The sequence below is a fragment of the Sphingomonas sp. genome, assembly GCF_036387595.1.
Classification (GTDB): Bacteria; Pseudomonadota; Alphaproteobacteria; order Sphingomonadales; family Sphingomonadaceae; genus Sphingomonas.
Genome location: NZ_DASVTL010000122.1, coordinates 145,050 through 165,771 on the forward strand (window position 1 = coordinate 145,050; position 20,722 = coordinate 165,771).

A 20,722-nucleotide genomic window follows, 5' to 3' on the forward strand; every position below is an offset into this window, starting at 1 on the left:
CAAGGGAGCATCGCATGGCAGGCCGGGTGATACGCAAAATCGGACGCGCGGATGCTGCCGTGATCGACGGCCTGGCTGCGGCGGGCGTCGCCACCGTCCACGAGGCGCAGGGCCGCATCGGCCTGCTCGGCAGTCGCCTTCGTCCGATCTACGCCGGTGCGCGGATCGCGGGTTCGGCGATCACGATCTCGGCCCCGCCGGGCGACAATTGGATGCTCCACGTCGCCATCGAGCAATTGCGATCGGGCGACATCCTGGTTCTCGCTCCCACGAGTCCCTGTGAAGACGGCTATTTCGGCGATCTGCTGGCCACCTCGGCGATGGCGCGCGGCTGTCGCGGCCTGGTGATCGACGCGGGTGTGCGCGACGTTGCTGACCTTTCGCGAATGGGTTTCCCGGTCTGGTCGAAGGCGGTGTTCGCGCAAGGCACGATCAAGGCGACGCTCGGATCGGTCAACGTTCCCATCGTCTGCGCGGGTGCCGCGATCGAGGCCGGCGACGTGATCGTCGCCGACGACGACGGCGTGTGCGTCGTCAGGCGGGCCGATGCGGCCGCGGTGCTGAAGGCCGCGCAGATGCGCGAGGCGAACGAGGAAGCCAAGCGTCAGCGACTTGCGGCGGGCGAACTCGGGCTCGACATCTACGACATGCGCGGCAAGCTGGAGGCTATGGGCCTGCGCTATGAGTGACGGCGTGCCCTGCACCTGGATGCGGGGCGGTACGTCGAAAGGCGGCATGTTCCTGGCCGACGACTTGCCGAGCGATCCGGCGGCACGCGACGCATTCCTGCTGCGCGCATTCGGATCGCCCGATCCCCGTCAGATCGACGGCATGGGTGGCGCCGACCCGCTCGCCTCCAAGGTCGCGATCGTGTCGCGCTCGGCACGGCCGAATGTCGATGTGGACTACCTGTTTCTCCAGGTGTTCGTCGATCAGGCGATCGTCAGCGATGCGCAGAATTGCGGGAACATGCTCGCCGCGGTCGGACCCTTTGCGATCGAGCGCGGACTGGTGGCCGCGACCGGCGATGAGACGCGCGTCGCCATCTTCATGGTCAACACCGGCCAAGCGGCGGTCGCGACGGTTGCGACGCCGGGAGGCATCGTCATTTATGCTGGCGACGCGCGGATCGACGGCGTGCCGGGCACGGCGGCGCCGATTCCGGTGCAATTTCGCGATACCGCCGGGTCGACTTGCGGCGCATTGCTGCCGACCGGCAACGCGGTCGATCTGATCGACGGCGTCGCCTGCACGCTGGTCGACAACGGCATGCCCTGCGTGGTCTTCAAGGCCGAGGATGTCGGCGCGACCGGCTATGAGGACCGCGACACGCTTGAGGCGGCAACGGAACTCAAGGCGCGGATCGAGGCGATCCGGCTGCGCGCGGGGCCGCTGATGAACCTGGGTGACGTCGCCGACAAATCGGTGCCCAAGATGATGCTGGTTGCCCCGCCGGCACATGGCGGCGCGGTGACGGTGCGCAGTTTCATCCCGCACCGCGCGCATGCCACCATCGGGGTGCTGGGGGCGGTCAGCGTCGCCACCGCATGCCTGATCGCCGGATCGCCCGCCGCCGATGTGGCCGAGGTGGGGTCGGGTGCGCTGCGAACGCTGTCGGTCGAGCATCCGACCGGCGAGATGACGTGCGTCCTGGAACTGGACTCGGTCGGATATGTCACCGGCGCGGCGTTGCTGCGGACCGCGCGCAAATTGATGGAAGGCCGAATTTTCGCATGAGCACCGACGCGCACGGCCGTATCCGCAGCTGGACCGAGACGCCTTGCGCGCCAGCCTTCGTGCCGCCGCCCGGAGCGGTGGACGCGCATTGTCATGTGTTCGGGCCCGCCGATCGGTTCCCTTTCTCCGCCAAGGCCAAATACCGGCCGCAGGATGCGACGCCAGAGATGCTGTTCGGCTTGCGCGACCGGCTGGGTTTCGCACACAATGTCGTCGTCCAGGCGACCTGCCACGGCGTCGACAATGCGGCGACGCTGAACGCCATCGCTCTGTCGAACGGCAAGGCGCGGGGCATCGCCGCGGTCGATCCCGCCATCGACGAGGACGCTTTGCATGCGCTGGACGCGGGCGGCATCCGCGGCATAAGGTTCAACTTCCTCAAGCGGCTGGTCGATGACGCGCCCAGGGACAAGTTCCTCGACGTGGCCGCGCGCCTGCCCGCGGGTTGGCACGTCGTCATCTATTTCGAAGCCGACATCCTGACCGAATTGCGCCCGTTTCTCGATGCCATGCCGGTGCCGATCGTGCTCGATCACATGGGCCGCCCCGACGTTGCCCAAGGTGCCGACGGCGCGGACATGCGTGCGCTGCGTGCGCTGCTCGACAGCCGTCCCGACGTGCATTTCAAGGCGACGTGCCCCGATCGCCTCGACGCCGCCGGCCCGCCCTGGGACGATTTCGCGCGGGCGGTCGCGCCGCTGGTAGCGGAGTATCCGGACCGTGCGATCTGGGGCACCGATTGGCCGCATCCGAACATGCAGGACGCGATCCCCGACGATGGCGCACTGACCGACATGATCCCCCGCATAGCCCCTACGCCCGAATTGCAGCACAAGCTGCTCGTCGCCAATCCGATGCGCCTCTATTGGCCCGAGGAAGCCTGATTCATCGCTCGGCACGCCAAGCAAGTGACGCTCGGTTCAACGCTGCCAGGTCGGCTTCGCCCGCGATGACGGCACGGCCGATCGCGACCGCGTTCGCCAGCGTCTGCTCAGGCGCATGCGCATAGGCTGGACGTTCCGCGATCGAGTCATACCAGCAGCCTCCGGTCGCGTGATCGAGCAGAATGCGCTGGAAGCAATGATCCGCGCGAACGGGCCAGCGGCGTGCTGCCGCCAGGGCCGGAAGGATCACGCGCGTCAGGTGCAGCCATTCGGCTTCGAGCGCCTGTCGGCTCACGGCATCGTCATCGCGGCCAGAATGTCGTCCACGCACACCGTCGCGAAGCCCGCGTAATTGTCCGCGATGCCGTAGGGAAGCAGCAGGGTGCGGCCGCGGACGATCCCGCCGCAGCTATAGATTACATTGGGCACATAGCCGTCGCGATCTTCTGGGCCGGGTTCCATCAGCGGATGCGCGAGGCGGCCGAGCACCTTCGACGGATCGTCGCGGTCCAGGAGCGCAGCGCCGATGCAGTAATTTCGGACGACGCCGACGCCGTGGGTGAGCAGCAACCAGCCTTCGTCGATTTCCAGCGGCGATCCGCAATTGCCCATCTGGATGATTTCCCAGGGATAGGCGGGTTCGAGTATCTTGCGCTGCGGGTGCCAGGTGAACAGGTCGTCCGACATTGCGAGCCACAGATTTTCATTGTCGTGGCGCGAGATGGCGCAGAATTTGCCCGCGATCTGGCGAGGGAACAGCGCCATGCCCTTTGCCCCGGCAAGCTCACCGATCACCGGGTGCATCTTGAAGGTACGGAAATCGTCGGCCTGGAGCATCTCCTGCCGCACGCCCTTGTCGCCCAAAGCGGTGTACGTGCCCGCATAGGTCGGCGCGTTATCGAAGAACTGCACCGGCGTGAGGCGCAGGTCTTCCAGTCCGCGGCTCTGGCTGGGGACGACGGGGAACAGGACGGTTTCGGATGGTTCGCGACTGCCCCTGCAGTCGAGCTGGATCGTGTCGCCGTCGTGCCAGCCGAGCGGTACTTCGATCACCGGCGGGATCGCGGTGGCGCTGGCCGGGTCCATCGCCAGGGTGCCGTCCGCGGCCCAGACACCCGTCCGAAAGGTCACCGATGACAGATGCCCTTCGCCGATACCGCGCAAGCTGACGACGATGCGGACCGCACCGTCTTCCAGTCCCGATTGATCGGGATGAGGAACCGCGCTGGGATTGAACAGCGCGGCGGCTTCGAAGCTGTACTCCGCGCTGAGGTACGCACCGATCAGGATGCGCTGGTCGGGCGACACCTGAGCATCTGCCGGGACCATCCCGGCCACGGCATCGAACTGACGTTCGAGCAGCGGGCAGACGTCGCGGTGGCGCTGGTCCAGCGAGGCGCGCGCGCGATCGAGTTCGACGTGGAGTTCATGCGGCGGGATCGCGAGGACGCGTGCGATGATGCGCTCGGCGCGGGGGTGCCCTTCCACCGCGAATGCTTGCGGATCGGACGGCAGGAACGGGCGGATCACGGTGCGCGCCGGGTCCGGCCGCAGGACGACGTCGAGATGGTGCAGCGGAATGGCGTTTGTCATGGGCGGGCAAACGCCTGAGGAGCGTGCTGGGGTACAGCATTCTCTCGATGCTTAGGCGCTCCGGAAAATCGTCCGACTGTCGCTCAGCCGGGGCGTCGACGCAGGTAACGCCGCGGGCTTCCAACGGTCGGCTTACCTGCCTATCGACGCCAATTGCGTGGAATTGGCCTTTGCGGTCGTCGCCGTCTCTGCATCGGGCATCGCGGCAGGTTCAGGCACCCAGTCATCACCCGGCACGAACGGCTCGTCCATGACCGTCACGGTCGTGCCGACAGTGGTGATCGCGAACAGCTTTTTCGCAAAGGCGGCGGGCAGGCGGACGCAGCCGTGGCTGGCGGGAAACCCCGGATTGCGGCCGGCGTGAAGCGCGATGCCGTCCCAGGTCAGCCGCTGCATGAAGGGCATCGGCGCGGCGTCATAGAGGTTGGATTTGTGATCCTCCTTCTTCTGGAGGATCGGATAGGTGCCCGCCGGCGTACCCTTGCCCTCCTTGCCGGTCGATACGCTCGATACCGCGATCAGCGTCTGGCCGCGGTAGACATAGGCGCGCTGATCGGTGACGCTCACGACGACACTGACCGGCTCCAATCCGGCGTTGTCGGCCCAGACGAATCGATTGGGCGGGACGGCCACGGCTGCGGCGGCGGTCACGCCGACATCCCCGTCCGCGGCGTGCGCGCTTCCCGCGGCTGACGTGGCGAACAGCGCCAGCGTGATGGCCCATGCCTTCATGGTCGATACTCCTGACCGGTACACTCTAGCCGAATCAACGCGCGACCCCCCGTTTGGTGTTCCATCGGTGCAACCGACGAGACGATGGTATTTCGCGGCGAAATCACGAGGCATCCCGCAACCGACGGAATTCGCGCGCGAAATTTAACCGGTTCGCTGCTATATCGGGTTCGCGGGTGTGGCTGGTCATGCAAGGGCATAGATGAACGAGATGGGCGAAGTGGCACGCGATCGGCGTGCGTTGGTCAAGAACAGCCTGGTGCTGGGCAGCCTGCTTGCGGTGCCCGGCGCGGTGTCGGCGGCACAGAAGATGGCGCGTATCACGTCACGCGATCTGAAACCGCTGTCGCAGCCTCCGCTTCCCGGTCGGCCGGCGCCCATCATCACCAGTTCAAAGGTCGTCCGTCCCGAACTGCTCCGTCGCGCGCTGGCGTCGCTCCAGCGCCATGGCGGGCAGGTGAAGAGGGATCGGATCGCGATCGTCGATTTCGCGGCTCCGTCATCACAGCCCCGGCTCCATTTCCTCGATATCGCATCGGGCAGGAGCACGTCGTTGCTCGTGGCGCATGGCAGCGGGTCCGATCCTGCGCACACCGGCTATCTCGCGCGCTTCTCCAACGCCTTCGGATCGAATGCGTCCAGCGAGGGGGCGTTTCTGGCCAGCGATTATTACGTCGGCAAGCATGGCCGCTCGCAGCGGCTGATCGGGCTTGACCCGACCAACGACAATGCGCTCGGCCGCGCGATCGTGGTCCATGCGGCCTGGTATGCCAACAAGGACATTCTGCGCACCCGCGGTGTGCTCGGGCGTAGCCAGGGGTGTTTCGCGGTGGGCGAGAACGACCTGTCCGAGGTTTTCGCGCGGCTGGGCGAAGGGCGGATGATCTACGCGACGAAGGTGTGATCCAAGCTTTGCCGAGGCGGCTCGGCGAGGACGGACTTTGGGCTGTTCAAGTCTCGGCCGTAACCCGCTAGGGCGGGTGGGCAGGGAGGCCCGATGCAACATACCGAACAGCCGTCACCAGCGGACATCCGCCTGGTCATCACCGCGTCGTCGCTCGGCACGGTATTCGAATGGTATGATTTCTTCATCTACGGCACGCTCGCCGCGTCGGGGATCATCGGTCGCACGTTCTTTCCTGCGGGTAACGAAATCGTCCAGACCCTGCTCGCCTGGGCGGGCTTTGCGGTAGGTTTCGGGTTCCGGCCGCTGGGCGCGGTGCTGTTCGGCTATCTGGGTGACCGACTGGGGCGCAAATATACGTTTCTCGTCACCATCGCGCTGATGGGCATCGCGACCGCAGGCGTCGGGCTGGTCCCGTCCGCCGCGACGATCGGTCTGGCTGCACCGGCATTGGTGCTGCTGCTCCGGATCGCGCAGGGCCTGGCGCTCGGCGGCGAATATGGCGGAGCGGCGATCTATGTCGCGGAACATTCGCCGCCGGGCAAAAGCGGCTTCTATACCAGCTTCATCCAGGCCGGCGTGGTCGGCGGCTTCATCCTGAGCCTGGCCGTCGTGCTGGTGACCAAGGGGCTGCTTCCCGCCGCGGTCTGGCAGGAATGGGGTTGGCGGCTGCCGTTTCTCTTCTCGATCGTGCTGCTGGCCATATCGCTCTGGATGCGGCTGAAACTGTCGGAAAGTCCGGTGTTCGCGGCGATGCGTGCGGCAGGCGAGCGGGCGAAGAACCCGATCGTGGAGAGCTTCACCTATCCGGGTAATCTCAAGCGCATGGTCGTGGCGCTGTTCGGGATCGCGGCGGGCCTGACGGTGATATGGTATACCGCGATGTTCACCGTGCTGTCCTTCCTGCAAGGGCCGATGCGGGTGGACGAGACGATCGCCCAGTTGATCGTGGGCGCGGGCGCACTGATGGGGATGGCGTGGTTCGTTCTTTTCGGGCGACTGTCGGATCGGATCGGGCGCAAGAAGCCGATCGTCTGGGGCTATGCCGCGACGCTGCTGCTGCTCTTCCCCATCTTCTGGGGACTGGGGTCGGCCGCCAATCCGGGCCTGGCGAAAGCGGCGGTGGCCGCGCCGGTGATCGTGTCGGGGCCGCATTGCGCCTACAGCCCGTTTGCCAAGGCGCAGGGCGATGCGTGCGGGCAGCTTCTCGATCACCTCTCGAAGAAGGGCGTCGCCTATGAGACCCGCGCGACGCCGGGAACGGTGCTGTCCATCGGCGGCATCCCCGTGCCCGATCACAGCCCCGCCGGGGTCGATGCCGCGCTGGCAGCGGCGGGGTACGATCTGAATCCGGTGGTGCCGTCGGCTGTGAACATCGCCAAGATACTGGTGCTCATCCTGATGCTGGGCGCGCTGTCCGGCGTCACCTTCGGTCCGGTCGCGGCGTTGCTGTCCGAAATGTTTCCGCCGGCGATCCGCTACAGTTCGCTGTCGATACCCTACCATCTTGGCACGGGGTATTTCGGCGGATTCCTGCCGTTCATCTCGCAATATATCGTGGCGCGGACGGGCGATCCTTATGCGGGGCTTTGGTATACCTGGGTGGTCGTCGCGATGGCGCTTGTGGTGACGGCGGTTTGGCTTCGTGAGGAACGCCCGGCGCGATGACACCGGCGCGGCCTGTGGACACGCCATCTGCCCGTGCGACCGTGATCGCGGATACTGCGCCCCTGCGCTTGCACCTGGACGGAGCGGCGCTGGTCGCCAATTGGCGCGCGCTCGACCGGCTGAGCGGCACCGCGGCATGCGGCGCGGCGGTGAAGGCCGATGGCTATGGCCTGGGGGCGATCGAGGTCGCGCGCAGACTGGCGGCGGCGGGGTGCCGTGATTTCTACGTCGCGACCTGGGCGGAGGCGCAGGCGCTGGCGCCGCTGGGTCTGTCGGTGTCCGTCCTGCACGGCGTGCGGCCTGAGGACATGCCCCTTGCGCTGTCCGGCTTCGCAAGACCGGTGCTGAATACTTCCGCAGAGGTGGCGCGGTGGCGCGATGCCGGTGGCGGTGTGTGCGACGTGATGATCGACACGGGGATGAACCGTTTAGGGCTGTCCACCGACGATGTCGCGTTGCTCGAAGCGCTGACGATCGACACGCTGATGAGTCATCTGGCGTGCGCGGATGAAGACAGCGTGGCGGCGACAGCGATGAACGCGCGCCAGCAGCGGACGTTCGCCGCTCTTGCCGGCCGGACTCGCGCGCAACGGCTCAGCCTGGCCAATTCCGCCGGCATCGCCCTGGGCGAGGACTATTCCTTCGACCTCACCCGGCCCGGTCTGGCGCTTTACGGCGGCATCCCTCGTGCCGAGTTCGCCGGCGTGATCGCGCAGGTCGTTCGCCCGCAGTCCCAGGTTCTCCAGCGCCGGCGCGTGCCCGCCGGCCAGACGGTAGGATACAACGCCGTCTGGACCGCCGCGCGCGAGACGGAGGTCGCCATTCTCAACCTCGGCTATGCGGACGGCTATTGGCGCGGCTTTTCGGACACGGGATCGGCCGGTGACGGCATGTTCCCGGTTATCGGGCGCGTGTCGATGGACCTGATCGCGCTCGACGTCACCGCCGCTCCGCCGGCCGAGGGCGATTGGGTGGCCATCGACTATGCCTTGCCGCAAGCCGCGACGGCATCGGGCATGTCGCAATATGAACTGATTACCGGGCTGGGGCAGCGGCACGCGCGCATCTGGTCATAGGCGGGTAGATGCGAATGTGGCCGTGTCACCACCCGCCGACCATCGCTGCACGTCAGGATTTCAGCGCATCAATCCTGCGGCGCGCAGGGCGCCCTCGATGATGTCGCCGACACCGTTGGCGGCTTGTGGCGGGGCTGCCGGCCTGGCGCGCGCGCGGGGGACCGCGATGGTGTCGGTCAGGCCCCAGCTTTCGGCGATCCGCAGCGTCGACGACACGCCGACGTCGAGCATGTACGCCCCGCCCGCGCCGCAGCCGTCCTCGCCCATCGGGTCGATCGGCGTGCCGTGCGCCATGCCCGCGATCGCGTGCGCCTCCACCGCCACGCGCCCATCGCCATCGTGCCAGATGCGCTGGGCGTCACCGTCGACGAGCGCGGTCTCGCTCGGTCCGGCGGAGAGATCGTGGACGCCAAGCCACTGCGCGACCACCGCTTCGCCGGTCGCCGGCGCGACCGTGTGATCGGCGGTGCCGTGCCATACCGACACCCGCGGCCACGGCCCTTGGTGCGGCGATGCGTCGCGCACCGCCCGCGTCAGCGTGGCTGCATCGGGAAGCCCCGATCCGCGCATCCGCTCCATCGCCTGGCCGACCGACGATGCGGTGCCGTAGGGGAGGCCGGCGATGATCGCGCCGCCCGCGAAAACGTCCGGGTAGGTCGCCAGCAGCGCGCTCGCCATCGCGCCGCCCGCCGACAGGCCGGTGACGAAGACTCGTGCGGGATCGAGCGCGTGGGCGGCGCGTATCTTCTCTATCATCGCGCATATGGCGGCCACTTCGCCCTGGCCGCGGGTCGTGTCGGCGGGAAGAAACCAGTTGAAGCACAGGTTGGGATTGTTCGCGCGAGTCTGTTCGGGAAACAGCAGCGCAAAGCCGTGGCGGTCGGCCAGTTCGGACCAGCCCGAGCCGTGATCGTAGGCCGCCGCGGTCTGCGTGCAGCCGTGCAGGACCACGACCAGCGGGGCGCCGGCAGGAAGATCGTCGGGCACGTAGCAGCGCGCGCGAAGGCCGCTGGCGCTGGCGCCGAAATCGGGCAGGTCGCTGAGCCGGTCGGTGCCGGTGGCGCCGATCTTTGGGTGCAGCCGGGTTATGGTGTCAGCGATCGAACGCATGTTCATCCTCCAGGAGATCACGCTTTCTATGCTGCGCTGCACAATTTATGGGGGCGGACAGGCGCGAGGGCAAGGGGGTCGCAGTCCCTAACCGGCACGGCGCAGGGTGCGCGTCCAGCCGACGAGCCGCGACAATAGCAGATCGTCGACCCCTGCATGGCCAAGGCCGAAATCGGCGGGCCTGACCGCCGCGAGGTCCGCCAGCGTCAATGTGCCCGCGCGAAGCCCCGCGCGGCCGATCCCGGCCCAGCGTCGCGCGGTTTCCCAGCGGATCAGGCGGCTGTCGGCGGCGGGATCATGGCGCGCCAGAAACGCCGCCTGAAGGGTCGCCATGCCCGCCCCCAGCGCGGCCAGCGTCGCGCGATCGGGCACGGGATCGCCGCGCATCAGGTGGACCACGAGCAGCCGGGCGAGCGCCGCCGCCGCCGCCTCGCCCAGGATCGCGGCGTGCGCCTGCGCCAGGACGCGGGTGGCGCTGTCCTCCATCGTTTCGGTGAAGCGGTTCGACGCGCCGCCGCCGTGGCGGCGATAGACGACCAGCGCCTCGTCCAGCCGGGCGATTCCGCCATGCGCCTGGACGCGGTGATAGAGGTCGAAATCCTCGGCATAAAGGATCTCGGGCCGGGTGAACGGATCGAGCCGGCGCGCGACGTCGGCGCGCACCATCACCGAGGACCAGGCAAGCGGGTTCTCTATCCAGGTGAGCCACGCGATCAGCGCGGGCGTCGTCACGGCGGGATAGCGCGACGGGCCGGTGCGGGTGCCGTCGAGCCAATCGACCTGCGTGCCGAGCAGGGCGCAATCGGCATGGGCATCGAGCCACGCCACCTGGCGCGCGAACCGTTCGGGGCGGCACAGATCGTCCTGGTCGAGCCCGGCGATATAGCGACCGCGCGCCTCCGCCACGCCGCGGTTGCGCGCACGCACCGGGCCGCCGTTGACCTCCAGCGCGATCAGGCGGACCCGATCGTCGGGCCAGGCGCGCACGATGTCGCGGGTGGCGTCGGTGGAGCGATCATCGACCACCAGCACCTCGAAATCGGCAAGGGTCTGCGCCGCCAGCGAGGCGAGCGTCTCCTCGATCAACCCCGCGCCATTGTAGGCGGCCATGACGACCGAGACGATCGGCGAGGTCGGCGATCCGCTCACGCCGCCGCGCGCGCTTCCTGCGCCAGCACCTGATCGATTATCATCATCCCGACGTCGTTCTGCCACAGCCACAGGCCGTTGGCCTGACCCGAGAAGCTCGCCTCGCCGCCCAGCGCGCCCCAGGGGACGAAGCCGGCGGCAAGACCGATGCCGTAAAGTCCCGGGATCGCTGCACCAGCGCCATCGACCACGCGGCAATGCCGATCGACCATCGGCGCCCCGCCATGGGCCGCCAGCGCGATGGCGGAGCCGGCGGCGTCGAGGACCGGCAGCGCGTGCGGGCGATAGCCGAGCGCCGCGATGACGAGGTCGGCGTCGCGCAGGATGTTCCTGGCGCGCGCGTCGTCACCTTCAATGCGGTGGAGCGCGACCCGCGGATCGGGCGCGCGCCCGTCGATGCCGAGCATGCGCAGCACCAGGTCGCGCGCCTCCAGCCGGAAACCCGCCAGCCGATAGACGAAGCCGGATACCGGGCAGATGTCCTGCGGGCCGAAATCGGTGAACCCTTCGGCATGGGCGGCCTCGACCGACGGATAGAAGGGGCGCAGGGGCCGCCGGTGGAGCAGGGTGATGGCGCCCGCGCCAAGCGGCAGCGCGGGGCGGCCACGCAGCAGCAGCGCGACCGTGGTCAGCGCGCTGGTCGATCCGCCGATCACCGCGATCCGTGGCGCCCGCTTCGCGCAGAGCAGATCGGCGACCTTCTCGAACCCGCCGAGTGTCAGCACGTCGTCCGACTGAACCAACCGTTCGCCTGCGATGTCGATGAGCCGGGCGCCTGCGACGCTTTGTGCGGCGAGCCGGTCGAGCGGCTGGTGCCCGCCGGTGGCGATCGCGACGGCGCGGCTGCGCTGGTCGAAGACATGGCCATCACTCAGGCGGCGTAGCTTGACCGTCCACAATCCGTCGCCGTCACGCACCGCCGCAACGGCTTCATGCCCCGACAAGACCGCGCCGCCGTTCGCACGAACGATGCCGCCCAGGCGCTCGCCGCTCTCGCGAAGCAGCGGCCCGACCTCGACCAGCGGCACGCCGAGTGCGGCCTCGTGCTTGGCGACGGCGCGACCCGCTGCGTGGTCCACCAGCGCGGCGAGTTCGGGGTGGATATTGTCGCGGATCGCGGTGAGGAAGGTCTGCGCGGTCGAATCGGAGGTGATCGCATAGCGGCCGAGCCGTCCGCCGCCGATCGCGGCGTCGCGCTCCACCACCACCAGGCCCGATGCGGCGAGATCGGGCAGCAGGCCACGCTTGGTCGCGGCCGTGAGCAATGCGGTGCCAGCCGGCCCGCCGCCGACGACGACCAGCGAGGCGATGCGTGGCGCCGCAGCCCGTGCGGGTACGATACGGTCCTCCGCGGCGCAGGCGCGGACGAAGGCGTCGGCGGCGCGGTGTGCATCGGCGGGGTCCATCGCATCGGTGATCGGCAGCGACAGCATGCGCGCGGCGATGCCGTCGGCGACCGGGGTCGGCTCGATAACGGCGGTCGCGCGGAACCAGGGCTGTTCGCCGAGATGCGGGCTGAAATAGCGACCGCAGCCGATGCCCTCCGCCTCGATCCGCGTGGCGATCGCGTCGCGGCGGTCGGCGATCCGGGCGGGAACGAGAACCGGCATGAACTGCATCGCGCGACGGCGTCCGGCGACCGTCTGCAACGCGAATTGCCCCAGCGCCTGGCGATAGGCCCCCTCCACCGCGGCGCGGCGGGTGCAGACGTCCTCGATCGTGCGCAATTTCTCCCGCGCCATGACCGCGAGCACTTCGGGCATTTTGGCGTTGATGCCGGGCAGCGTCGCGCTGCGTCCGCTCTCGAAGCCGAAATTGGTCATCGCGCGCAGCGTCGCGATCAGCCCGGCGTCACCGCTGTGGATCAGCCCGCCCTCGGCCACCGCAAAGGTCTTCGTGGCATGGAGCGAATGGACGATCGCGAACGGTGCGTCCGCCCCGAAGCCTTCGCCCGCCTCGTCGAGCGTGCCCAGCGACGATGCGGCATCGACGACCACGCCGACGCCGTAGCACTGCCGCAGCCACGTATAACGATCGAGGTCGATCGCATTGCCGAAGGTCGCATAGGGGAGGACCACACCGACGCGCGCGCCGTAATGGCGCAGCAGCCGCTCCTCCTCGGCCTCTGCCGCTGCCCAGTCGCCGGGGTCGATGTCGCAGACCAACGGGGTCAGCCCGGCCCAGGCTGCCGCCTGTGCGGTGGCGGCGAAAGTCAGCGCGGGCATCAGGGCAAAGGTGCCGGGCTTCGGGTCCAGCCCGGCGGCGTGGCGGATCGCGATCATCAGCCCGAGCGTGGCGTTGGCCACCGCCAGGCTTGCCCCCTTTCCGCCGAACAGGTCGCGCGTCACCTCCGCCTCGAACGCGCGCACTTCGGGACCGTTGTTGCTGTAGATGCCCGATGCCTCGACCCGGCGCAGCGCCTCGCCGAGTTCGCTCAGCCGTGGCGGGTTGGGCGCGATCAGGGGCAGGGGGATCATCGGCTTCCGTTCGGCAGTGGTCCTGCCGCTCATGCCGCCAATGTCCCTAAAGACCGGTTAGCGCAGAATCTTTGCTGTGGTCGCGCGAATGACGAACCCGGCCACCGCCGCGCGCCGCTATGCCGCCTTCGCGCGTTCGCCGGCGATCAGGGCGGCTTCGACATGCGGCAGGATCGCCTGCGCGACGATGCCGATCGCGCGTGCATTGGGGTGGATGCCGTCGGCCAGCACCAGCGCGGGATCGCCGACGACGCCGGCCAGGAAGAACGGGTAGAGCGGCACGCCATGCGCCGCCGCCAGATCGGTGAACACCGCGTCGTAACCGCGCGCGAAGCTGCCCAGGAACGGTGGCGCCTGCATCCCCGCCAGCAGCACCGGAATGCCGCAATCGGCGAGCGCGCGCAGGATCGCGTCCAGATTCTCGCGCATCCGCGCCGGTGCCAGGCCGCGGAGCAGATCGTTGGCGCCCAGTTCGACGATCGCCAGGTCCGGCCGCACCGTCAGCCGGGAAAGAACACGCGGCAGCCGCGCCCGGCCACTGGCGCTGGTATCCCCCGATACGCCCGCATTGATGACGTGCGCGGCGGGGCGGGTGGTGCGCAACAGCCGCTCCAGCTGCGCGGGAAAGCTGTCGATGCTCGCCAGGCCATAGCCCGCGGTCAGGCTGTCGCCGAACGCGAGCACGTTCGGATGATTCGTCATTTCGGATGGCATGGGTTGAAGATGGGGAGGCCGGATGCGATTTCCAGCCGGAGCCGGAACGGGCGTTGGACCGTTCAGGCGCGCTATTCATCAGGAGACCATCCATGTCCGTCACCGTCATCTACAAGACCAGCGCCACCGCCACCGGGGGCCGCGACGGTGCCGCGAAATCCGACGACGGATCGGTCGACGTGAAGCTGGTCGTGCCCAAGGAGATGGGCGGTCCGGGCGGCACGGGCGCCAACCCGGAAAAGCTGTTCGCCGCCGGCTATTCTGCGTGCTTTCTGGGCGCGATGAAGGCGGTGTCGGGCAAGGAAGGCGTGAGCGTGCCTGCCGACGCCACCGTGACCGCGGAAATCGGCTTCGGTCCCCGATCGGAAGGCGGTTACGGGATCACCGCCGACCTGACGATCGCGCTGCCCGGCGTCGAGCGCGCGGATGCCGAGCGGCTGGCGCAGGCGGCGCATGTGGTCTGCCCCTATTCGAATGCCACGCGGGGCAACGTCGATGTCGGCCTGACGGTGGTTTGAGCGATGGCGCTGGCGGCTATCGTCGCCAGCGCCGCATCGCCGCTTGGTAATCGTCGGCCGCGTCGTCGCGATCGCGGGTCAGGCGGCGGGTCTCGCTGGCCTGGGTGCGTTCCAGGTCGCGGCGTTCGCGGGCGAGTGCGGCTTCGCGCTCGGCGAGTGCGCCAAGTGCCTCCTTCTGCCGGGCCTGTGCGGCGGCGAGCGTGGCTTCCGCCTCGTCCAGCGCGGCGCGGCTGGGTTCGGGCTTCGGCGGCGGGGTTGGGGGCTTGCGCGCGGTGCGCGGCGGTGCGGTCACATCTGGTGGAGGCGCGTCCTTGGCCTTGCGCTTGGGTGCTTTCGGCGGGAGGGCAGCGAGCTGTTCCGCCGCGGTGCCGCGCAGGCGCTTGATGACCGTATCGGGCGCCGCCAGTGCTTCGGCGGTCAGCGCCGGGTCGGTGACCTCCTCCGCCGCCCCGCGCGCGAACAAATCCTTGTCGCTTCCCCACGCGCGCAAGGCTGCCGCGCGGCTGGGCGCTGCGACATAGGCGTCGTGGAAACCGATCGCGGTGCGATAGACCTTGAGCCGGCGGGCTTTGGGAGCTTTGGCCATCGGTACCCGATAGCAGAGCGGCGGCGGCTTGCGCAGCGTCGCTGCCGCTTATAGCGCGCGGCGATGCGCTTGCTCCTGCTTCTCGCCCTGCTGCTCTCGTGCCCCGCCGCCGCGCGAGAACCGGCGATCGTGCGGGTGCGGCTCCAGACCTCGGCCGGGCCGATCGTCATCGCACTCGACGCGCGGCGGGCGCCCAGGACGGTCGAGAACTTCCTGGCCTATGTCGACGACGAGCGGTTCGACGGCACGACCTTCTACCGTGCCGCGCGCAGCAAGCGAGCGCCCAGACAAGGCTTCATCCAGGCCGGCATCCGCACCGATGCACGCCGCATCCTGCCGCCGTTTCCGCTGGAAACCACCGCGATGACCGGCATCCGCCACACCGATGGCGCGATCTCGATGGCGCGGGGCAGCGAGCCGGGGTCGGCGGGGGGCAATTTCGTCCTGCTGGCAGGGCCGGCGCCGCAGATGGACGCGCGCGCCGGGTATCTCGGCTATGCCGCGTTCGGCCATGTCGTGTCGGGCATGGCAGTGGTCCGCCGCATCCTGGCACTGCCGACCGGTGGCGGCATGGACGCGTTCAAGGGGCAGATGATCCTGAAACCGGTGCGCCTCATCACCGCGCGGCGGCTGGATGGCACGCGCAAGCCGACCGGGCTGGTCAAACCGTGGCTGATCGAGACGCGCGCACGGGCGCCGCGCCGGTAAAACCGCAGCCAACCCGTTCTTACCATTTCCAAAACCGTTCGCCCACGATACCGGGAACGATGCACGCCGATCATCACGATATCGTCTATCCGTCCGCCATCCCCTTCGTCCTGCTGCATATTTCCGCGGTCGCCGCGGTCTGGACCGGGGTGAGTGCGGCCTCGCTTGCGCTATGTGGTGCGTTCTATCTGCTGCGGATGTTCGCAGTGACCGCGGGCTATCACCGCTATTTCTCGCACCGCGCCTTTGCGACCTCGCGCGCGTTCCAGTTCGTTCTGGCGTGCCTGGCGCAGAGCAATGCGCAGAAGAGCGTGCTGTGGTGGGCGTCCAAGCACCGTCACCACCACCGTCATGCCGACACGCCGGAGGACGTCCACTCGCCGCGCCACACCGGTTTTCTCTATAGCCACGTCGGCTGGATTTTCGCGCGCTGCCACGACACCGCGGACCTGTCGAGCGTTCCCGATCTCACCCGCTATCCCGAACTGCGCTGGCTGCATACGCACGAGAATGCGCCGGCGTTCGCTCTTGCCGCGATGTGCCTGGCTTTCGGTGGGTGGCAGGGGTTGGTCGTCGGCTTCGTCTGGAGCACGATCCTGGTGTGGCACGCGACGTTCTGCATCAACTCGCTCGCGCATGTCAGCGGCACCCGCGCCTATGTGACGGGTGACGATTCGCGCAACAACTGGCTGCTGGCGATCGCGACGATGGGGGAGGGCTGGCACAACAACCATCACGCCTTCCAGAGCAGCGCGCGTCAGGGCTTTCGCTGGTGGCAGGTCGATCTGACCTATTATCTGCTACGCGCGCTGGCGTTCGCGGGTATCGTCCGCGGCCTCAAGCAGCCACCGCTCAGCGTCGTGCGCGGCGAGCAGCGGTTGGGGGCCAAGGTCGTCCACCGTACCGCCGAACAGCTCGCCGCGCGCTTCAGCGCCGAACGGATCGCGCAGAGCCTGCGCGCCGCCTGTTCGGAGCGGGAACTCGCGGCGCTATGCCAAGCCCTGCACGACGCGGCCGCCACGGTCTTCCACCCGAATCTGCCGAGCCGCGCAGCGCTCATGGCCGAAGCGCGTACGCTGTATGCGCGTACTCCTTCGCTGGAGGAGATCGTCGAGCGGGCACAACAGATGCTGTTCGCCGCCGTGCGCCAGCGGCTCGGCGCGGTGCAGGCGTGATCGCCCGCGCCGCCCGAATGCCTCTGGCGTTCGTGCCGGTGGCGGCATAGACCCGGCATCGCAAGCAGATAGACACAGGCAGTTTGATCGACCCTCCGCCCTCCAGCGACCCGGCTCCCGCCTTCCTCTCGGGCGGCGGCGTCATGGGCGCGGCGATGCGCGGGCACGATTGGTCACGCTCGCCGCTGGGCGCGCCGCAGGGCTGGCCGCAATCGCTGCGCGCGGTCGTCAGCCTGCTGCTGAATTCGCGCTTCCCGATGTTCCTGGCGTGGGGCGAGGCGCTCGGCTTCCTCTACAACGATGCCTATATGGAAATCCTCGGCGGCAAGCACCCCGCCGCGCTGGGCGCGCGCTTCGCCGAGGTCTGGCCCGAGATCTGGGACGACATCAGCCCGCTGATCGACGCGGCGATGGCGGGCGAGGCCAGTTATTACGAGAACCTGCCGCTGACCATGCAGCGCAAGGGGTTCGAGGAACAGACCTGGTTCACCTTTTCCTATTCCCCCGTCCGCGATGAAAGCGGGGCGGTGGCGGGGATGTTCTGCGCCTGTACCGAGACGACCGATCAGGTGCTGGCGGAGCGGCGGACCACCGGCGAGCGCCAGCGGCTGGCCGAGATGTTCCAGCAGGCGCCCGGCTTCATGACACTGCTGGAAGGCCCCGACCACCGGTTCGCGCTCGCCAACGCCGCCTATATGCGGCTCGTCGGCGATCGCGACGTCATCGGCAAGACCGTTGCCGAAGCGCTGCCCGAGGTGGTTGAACAGGGCTATATCCTGCTGCTCGACGGCGTCTGGCGCAGCGGGAAGGCGTTCAGCACCGCCGGCGCCCGCTATGCGGTGCAGGTCGTGCCGGGCGGGCCGACCGACGAGCGCTACGTCGATTTCGTCTATCAGCCGATCACCGATGCCGAGGGGCGCGTCACCGGCATCTTCGTCGAGGGCACCGACATTACCGAGCGCAAGCGCGCGGAGATGCGCCGCGATGCGGTGGTCGCGCTTGAGGAGCGGTTCCGCGTGCTCGACGATCCTTCCGATCTGTCGTTCGCGTCCGCCGAACTGCTCGGCCGCGCGCTGGGTGCCCAGCGCGCGGGCTATGGCGTGATCGACGCCGAGGGGAAGGCGATCACGGTCGAGCGCGACTGGCAGGTGCCGGGTAGCGCGACCGTGGCCGGCGTCCACCATTTCCGCAATTATGGCACGTATATCGAGGAGATACTGGCCGGCCGTGCGGTGATGGTGGAGGACGTGTTGACCGACCCGCGCACCGCGGGTGCCGGCGATTCCTTCGCCGCGATCGGCGTGCGGGCGTTCCTCGACGTACCAGTGGTGGAATTTGGCAAGACCGCGGCGCTGATCTTCGTTCATTCGGCGACGCCGCGACCGTGGACGGAGGAGGAAATCGACTTCGTCCGCGACATCGCCGAACGCACCCGCGCCGCGGTCGCCCGGCGGATCGCCGAACGCGAGCTGCGCGACAACGAGCGCGAACTTCAGCGGTTGGCGGACAATCTGCCGCTGCTGGTCAGCTTCGTCGATCGCGACGAGTGTTATGCCTTCAACAACAAGGGCTATCACGACTGGTTCGGGCGAACCCCGGGCGAGTTGAAGGGACGCAGCGTGCGGGAGGTGATCGGCGACGACGCCTATGCGCTGATGAAACCGCAGATGGCGCGGGCCTTGTCGGGCGAGCGTTTCGCGACCGAGCAGTCCATCCCCTATCGCGACGGCGGGCATCGGCACGTGCGCGCCGATTACGTTCCGCGCATCGCCGACGACGGCACGGTCGAGGGTTATTATGCGATCCTGCAGGACATTGCCGACCGCAAGCGCGCCGAGGACGAACTCCGCGCGAGCGAAGCGCGGCTGCGCGATCTGAACGCCGACCTCGAGCGCCAGGTGATCGCGCGGGCGCGCGAGCGGGGCCTGACGTGGCAGGCGAGTCCCTATCTGCTGTCGGTGTTGAACGCCGATGGCCGATTTGAGGTGACGAACCCGGCGTGGGTGAAGGTGCTCGGCTGGGACGAGCTGGATTTGCGGGGCCAATCCTTTTCCGATCTGGTCCACCCCGACGACATGGCCGCGACGGCGGCCCGCTGGGACGATGTCGTGCACGGACAGCCGGTGCTGAGTTTCGAGAATCGGTATCGCGGCAGGGACGGCGCCTGGCACTGGCTGTCCTGGGTCGCGGTGCCGGCCGACGGCAAGGTCTATTGCACCGCGCGCGACGTGACCGAGGACCGCGTCCGCGAAGCCGAACTGGCGCGGGCGCAGGATCAGTTGCGCCAGGCGCAGAAGATGGAGGCGGTCGGCCAGCTGACCGGCGGCATCGCGCACGATTTCAACAATCTGTTGACCGTCATCCGCGGTTCTGTCGAACTGCTGATGCGGCCCGGCCTCTCGGAGGAGCGGCGCACCCGCTACATCCAGGCGATCGCCGACACATCTGCGCGCGCGACCAAGCTGACCGGCCAGCTTCTGGCCTTCTCGCGGCGCCAGGCGCTAAAGCCCGAGGTGTTCGATGCGGTCGAGGCGGTCTGCGCCATTGCGGACATGATGGGCACGCTCATCGGGCCGCAGGTGACTCTGGAGATCGACGACCCGGGCGTTGCGTGTTGCGTCAATGCCGATCCCAGCCAGTTCGACACCGCGCTCGTCAACATGGCGGTCAACGCGCGCGACGCGATGAACGGCGAGGGGCGGTTGACGATCACCGTCGCTGCGGTGGATGGTGTGCCTGCGATCCGCAGTCATCCCGAGATCGCGGGCGATTTCGTATCCGTCGCGCTCGCCGATACTGGCTCGGGGATCGCGATCGACACGATCGACCAGATTTTCGAGCCATTCTTCACCACGAAGTCGGTCGGCCAGGGCACCGGGCTTGGCCTGTCGCAGGTCTTCGGCTTTGCCAAGCAATCGGGCGGTGAGGTGCAGGTGGACAGCGTGCCGGGCAACGGCGCGGTCTTCACCTTATACCTGCCACGGGTCGCGGCACCCGGTCCGACGGGGTCCGATGAGCGCAGCGAAGCGACCGCCCCGCCGCCGCCGCCGCCGACCGACGGCGGCGGTGCCTGCGTGCTGGTGGTCGAGGACAATGCCGACGTCGGCGCCTTTGCCACGCAGACGCTGCACGAACTGGGATATGAGACGACGTTCGTTCCGGACGCGGCGACCGCACTCGCGACGCTTGCAGCGGCTGATGAAGACGCGTTCGACGTCGTCTTCTCCGACGTCGTCATGCCGGGGATGAGCGGCATCGAACTCGGGCAGGAAATTCGCAGACTGTATCCCGATCTGCCCGTCGTCCTCACCAGCGGCTACAGCCATGTGCTGGCGCAGAACGGCACCTATGGCTTCGAACTGCTGCACAAGCCCTATTCGATCGAGGAACTCTCCCGCGTGCTGCGCACCGCCGCCGCCTGGGGTGCGCGGCAGCCGGGGGTTTAGAGTCGAACTCGACCAGGTTGATACGCAATAGCCCCTCCCCTGAAGGGGAGGGGAGAGCAAACTTGGTCGAGTTCGACGGTAGAGCGTGATGACGTCACCTTTACCCGTTCGTGCTGAGTAGAGACCGAGTAGCCGCGCAAGCGGCGTATCGAGGACTCGTATCGAAGCACCGTTGGTACGCGAGCCACCTGTCCTTCGATACGCCCTCTCGACACGCTGCTGCGCAGCTACTCGATGGCTACTCA

At 68.2% G+C, this 20,722-nt stretch carries 18 protein-coding genes; 10 read left to right on the forward strand and 8 right to left on the reverse strand.

What is annotated here, in order from left to right:
* Nucleotides 1-14 precede the first annotated feature (14 nt).
* Genes VF643_RS15995 through VF643_RS16005 form a run of 3 tightly spaced genes read left to right on the forward strand, consistent with a single transcriptional unit; the run spans nucleotide 15 to nucleotide 2,621 of the window.
* Nucleotides 15-689, forward strand: coding sequence for a 4-carboxy-4-hydroxy-2-oxoadipate aldolase/oxaloacetate decarboxylase (locus VF643_RS15995; RefSeq protein ID WP_331044377.1), 675 nt, complete (start codon nucleotides 15-17; stop codon nucleotides 687-689).
* On the forward strand, nucleotides 682-1,737 hold the full coding sequence (locus VF643_RS16000) for a 4-oxalomesaconate tautomerase (RefSeq protein WP_331044378.1): 1,056 nt from the start codon (nucleotides 682-684) through the stop codon (nucleotides 1,735-1,737). Before VF643_RS15995 ends, VF643_RS16000 begins: the two co-directional genes overlap by 8 nt.
* Complete coding sequence (locus VF643_RS16005; RefSeq protein ID WP_331044379.1) at nucleotides 1,734-2,621, forward strand: amidohydrolase family protein; 888 nt, start codon at nucleotides 1,734-1,736, stop codon at nucleotides 2,619-2,621. The genes VF643_RS16000 and VF643_RS16005 overlap by 4 nt, the downstream gene beginning before the upstream one ends.
* A 1-nt stretch (nucleotide 2,622) precedes the next feature.
* Here VF643_RS16005 and VF643_RS16010 read toward each other — a convergent pair whose 3' ends face one another.
* The 3 genes from VF643_RS16010 to VF643_RS16020 all read right to left on the reverse strand — a co-directional run bounded on the left by VF643_RS16010 (nucleotide 2,623) and on the right by VF643_RS16020 (nucleotide 4,946).
* Nucleotides 2,623-2,916: a GCN5-related N-acetyltransferase gene (locus tag VF643_RS16010; protein WP_331044380.1), complete on the reverse strand. Its 294-nt coding sequence runs from the start codon at nucleotides 2,914-2,916 to the stop codon at nucleotides 2,623-2,625.
* Nucleotides 2,913-4,214, reverse strand: a complete 1,302-nt coding sequence (locus VF643_RS16015; protein ID WP_331044381.1) for a glycoside hydrolase family 130 protein — start codon at nucleotides 4,212-4,214, stop codon at nucleotides 2,913-2,915. Before VF643_RS16015 ends, VF643_RS16010 begins: the two co-directional genes overlap by 4 nt.
* A 132-nt stretch (nucleotides 4,215-4,346) precedes the next feature.
* Nucleotides 4,347-4,946: a L,D-transpeptidase family protein gene (locus VF643_RS16020; protein ID WP_331044382.1), complete on the reverse strand. Its 600-nt coding sequence runs from the start codon at nucleotides 4,944-4,946 to the stop codon at nucleotides 4,347-4,349.
* A 202-nt stretch (nucleotides 4,947-5,148) separates the two neighbouring features.
* On the opposite strand from VF643_RS16020, the gene VF643_RS16025 reads away from it, so the two are divergent.
* From VF643_RS16025 to VF643_RS16035, 3 genes are all read left to right on the forward strand, one after another.
* Entirely contained in the window at nucleotides 5,149-5,850 is a 702-nt protein-coding gene (locus tag VF643_RS16025) for a murein L,D-transpeptidase catalytic domain family protein (RefSeq protein WP_331044383.1), read from the forward strand.
* A 93-nt stretch (nucleotides 5,851-5,943) separates the two neighbouring features.
* Nucleotides 5,944-7,518 (forward strand): MFS transporter, encoded by a 1,575-nt coding sequence (locus VF643_RS16030; protein ID WP_331044384.1) that lies wholly within the window; start codon nucleotides 5,944-5,946, stop codon nucleotides 7,516-7,518.
* 14 nt (nucleotides 7,519-7,532) lie between these two features.
* Nucleotides 7,533-8,594 (forward strand): alanine racemase, encoded by a 1,062-nt coding sequence (locus VF643_RS16035; protein ID WP_331044385.1) that lies wholly within the window; start codon nucleotides 7,533-7,535, stop codon nucleotides 8,592-8,594.
* Nucleotides 8,595-8,654: 60 nt separating this feature from the next.
* Here the strand turns inward: VF643_RS16035 and VF643_RS16040 are convergent, their stop codons facing one another.
* The 4 genes from VF643_RS16040 to VF643_RS16055 all read right to left on the reverse strand — a co-directional run bounded on the left by VF643_RS16040 (nucleotide 8,655) and on the right by VF643_RS16055 (nucleotide 14,032).
* Entirely contained in the window at nucleotides 8,655-9,704 is a 1,050-nt protein-coding gene (locus tag VF643_RS16040; RefSeq protein WP_331044386.1) for a PHB depolymerase family esterase, read from the reverse strand.
* Nucleotides 9,705-9,791: 87 nt separating this feature from the next.
* Entirely contained in the window at nucleotides 9,792-10,853 is a 1,062-nt protein-coding gene (locus VF643_RS16045; RefSeq protein ID WP_331044387.1) for a glycosyltransferase family 2 protein, read from the reverse strand.
* Nucleotides 10,850-13,330 (reverse strand): DegT/DnrJ/EryC1/StrS family aminotransferase, encoded by a 2,481-nt coding sequence (locus VF643_RS16050; RefSeq protein WP_331044388.1) that lies wholly within the window; start codon nucleotides 13,328-13,330, stop codon nucleotides 10,850-10,852. Before VF643_RS16050 ends, VF643_RS16045 begins: the two co-directional genes overlap by 4 nt.
* 117 nt (nucleotides 13,331-13,447) lie before the next feature.
* Entirely contained in the window at nucleotides 13,448-14,032 is a 585-nt protein-coding gene (locus VF643_RS16055; RefSeq protein ID WP_331044389.1) for an arylesterase, read from the reverse strand.
* Between the two features lie 104 nt (nucleotides 14,033-14,136).
* On the opposite strand from VF643_RS16055, the gene VF643_RS16060 reads away from it, so the two are divergent.
* Nucleotides 14,137-14,562 carry an organic hydroperoxide resistance protein gene (locus tag VF643_RS16060; protein ID WP_331044390.1) on the forward strand — a complete coding sequence of 142 codons (426 nt, stop codon included), beginning with the start codon at nucleotides 14,137-14,139 and terminating at the stop codon, nucleotides 14,560-14,562.
* 16 nt (nucleotides 14,563-14,578) lie between these two features.
* Here VF643_RS16060 and VF643_RS16065 read toward each other — a convergent pair whose 3' ends face one another.
* Nucleotides 14,579-15,148 (reverse strand): hypothetical protein, encoded by a 570-nt coding sequence (locus tag VF643_RS16065; RefSeq protein WP_331044391.1) that lies wholly within the window; start codon nucleotides 15,146-15,148, stop codon nucleotides 14,579-14,581.
* A 63-nt stretch (nucleotides 15,149-15,211) separates the two neighbouring features.
* Between VF643_RS16065 and VF643_RS16070 the strand changes: the two genes are divergently transcribed.
* The 3 genes from VF643_RS16070 (at nucleotide 15,212) to VF643_RS16080 (ending at nucleotide 20,477) form a co-directional block, all read left to right on the forward strand.
* Nucleotides 15,212-15,856, forward strand: a complete 645-nt coding sequence (locus VF643_RS16070) for a peptidylprolyl isomerase (RefSeq protein ID WP_331044392.1) — start codon at nucleotides 15,212-15,214, stop codon at nucleotides 15,854-15,856.
* A gap of 59 nt (nucleotides 15,857-15,915) precedes the next feature.
* Nucleotides 15,916-17,031, forward strand: coding sequence for an acyl-CoA desaturase (locus VF643_RS16075; RefSeq protein WP_331044393.1), 1,116 nt, complete (start codon nucleotides 15,916-15,918; stop codon nucleotides 17,029-17,031).
* A gap of 83 nt (nucleotides 17,032-17,114) precedes the next feature.
* Entirely contained in the window at nucleotides 17,115-20,477 is a 3,363-nt protein-coding gene (locus tag VF643_RS16080) for a PAS domain-containing protein (protein ID WP_331044394.1), read from the forward strand.
* Nucleotides 20,478-20,722 lie beyond the last annotated feature (245 nt).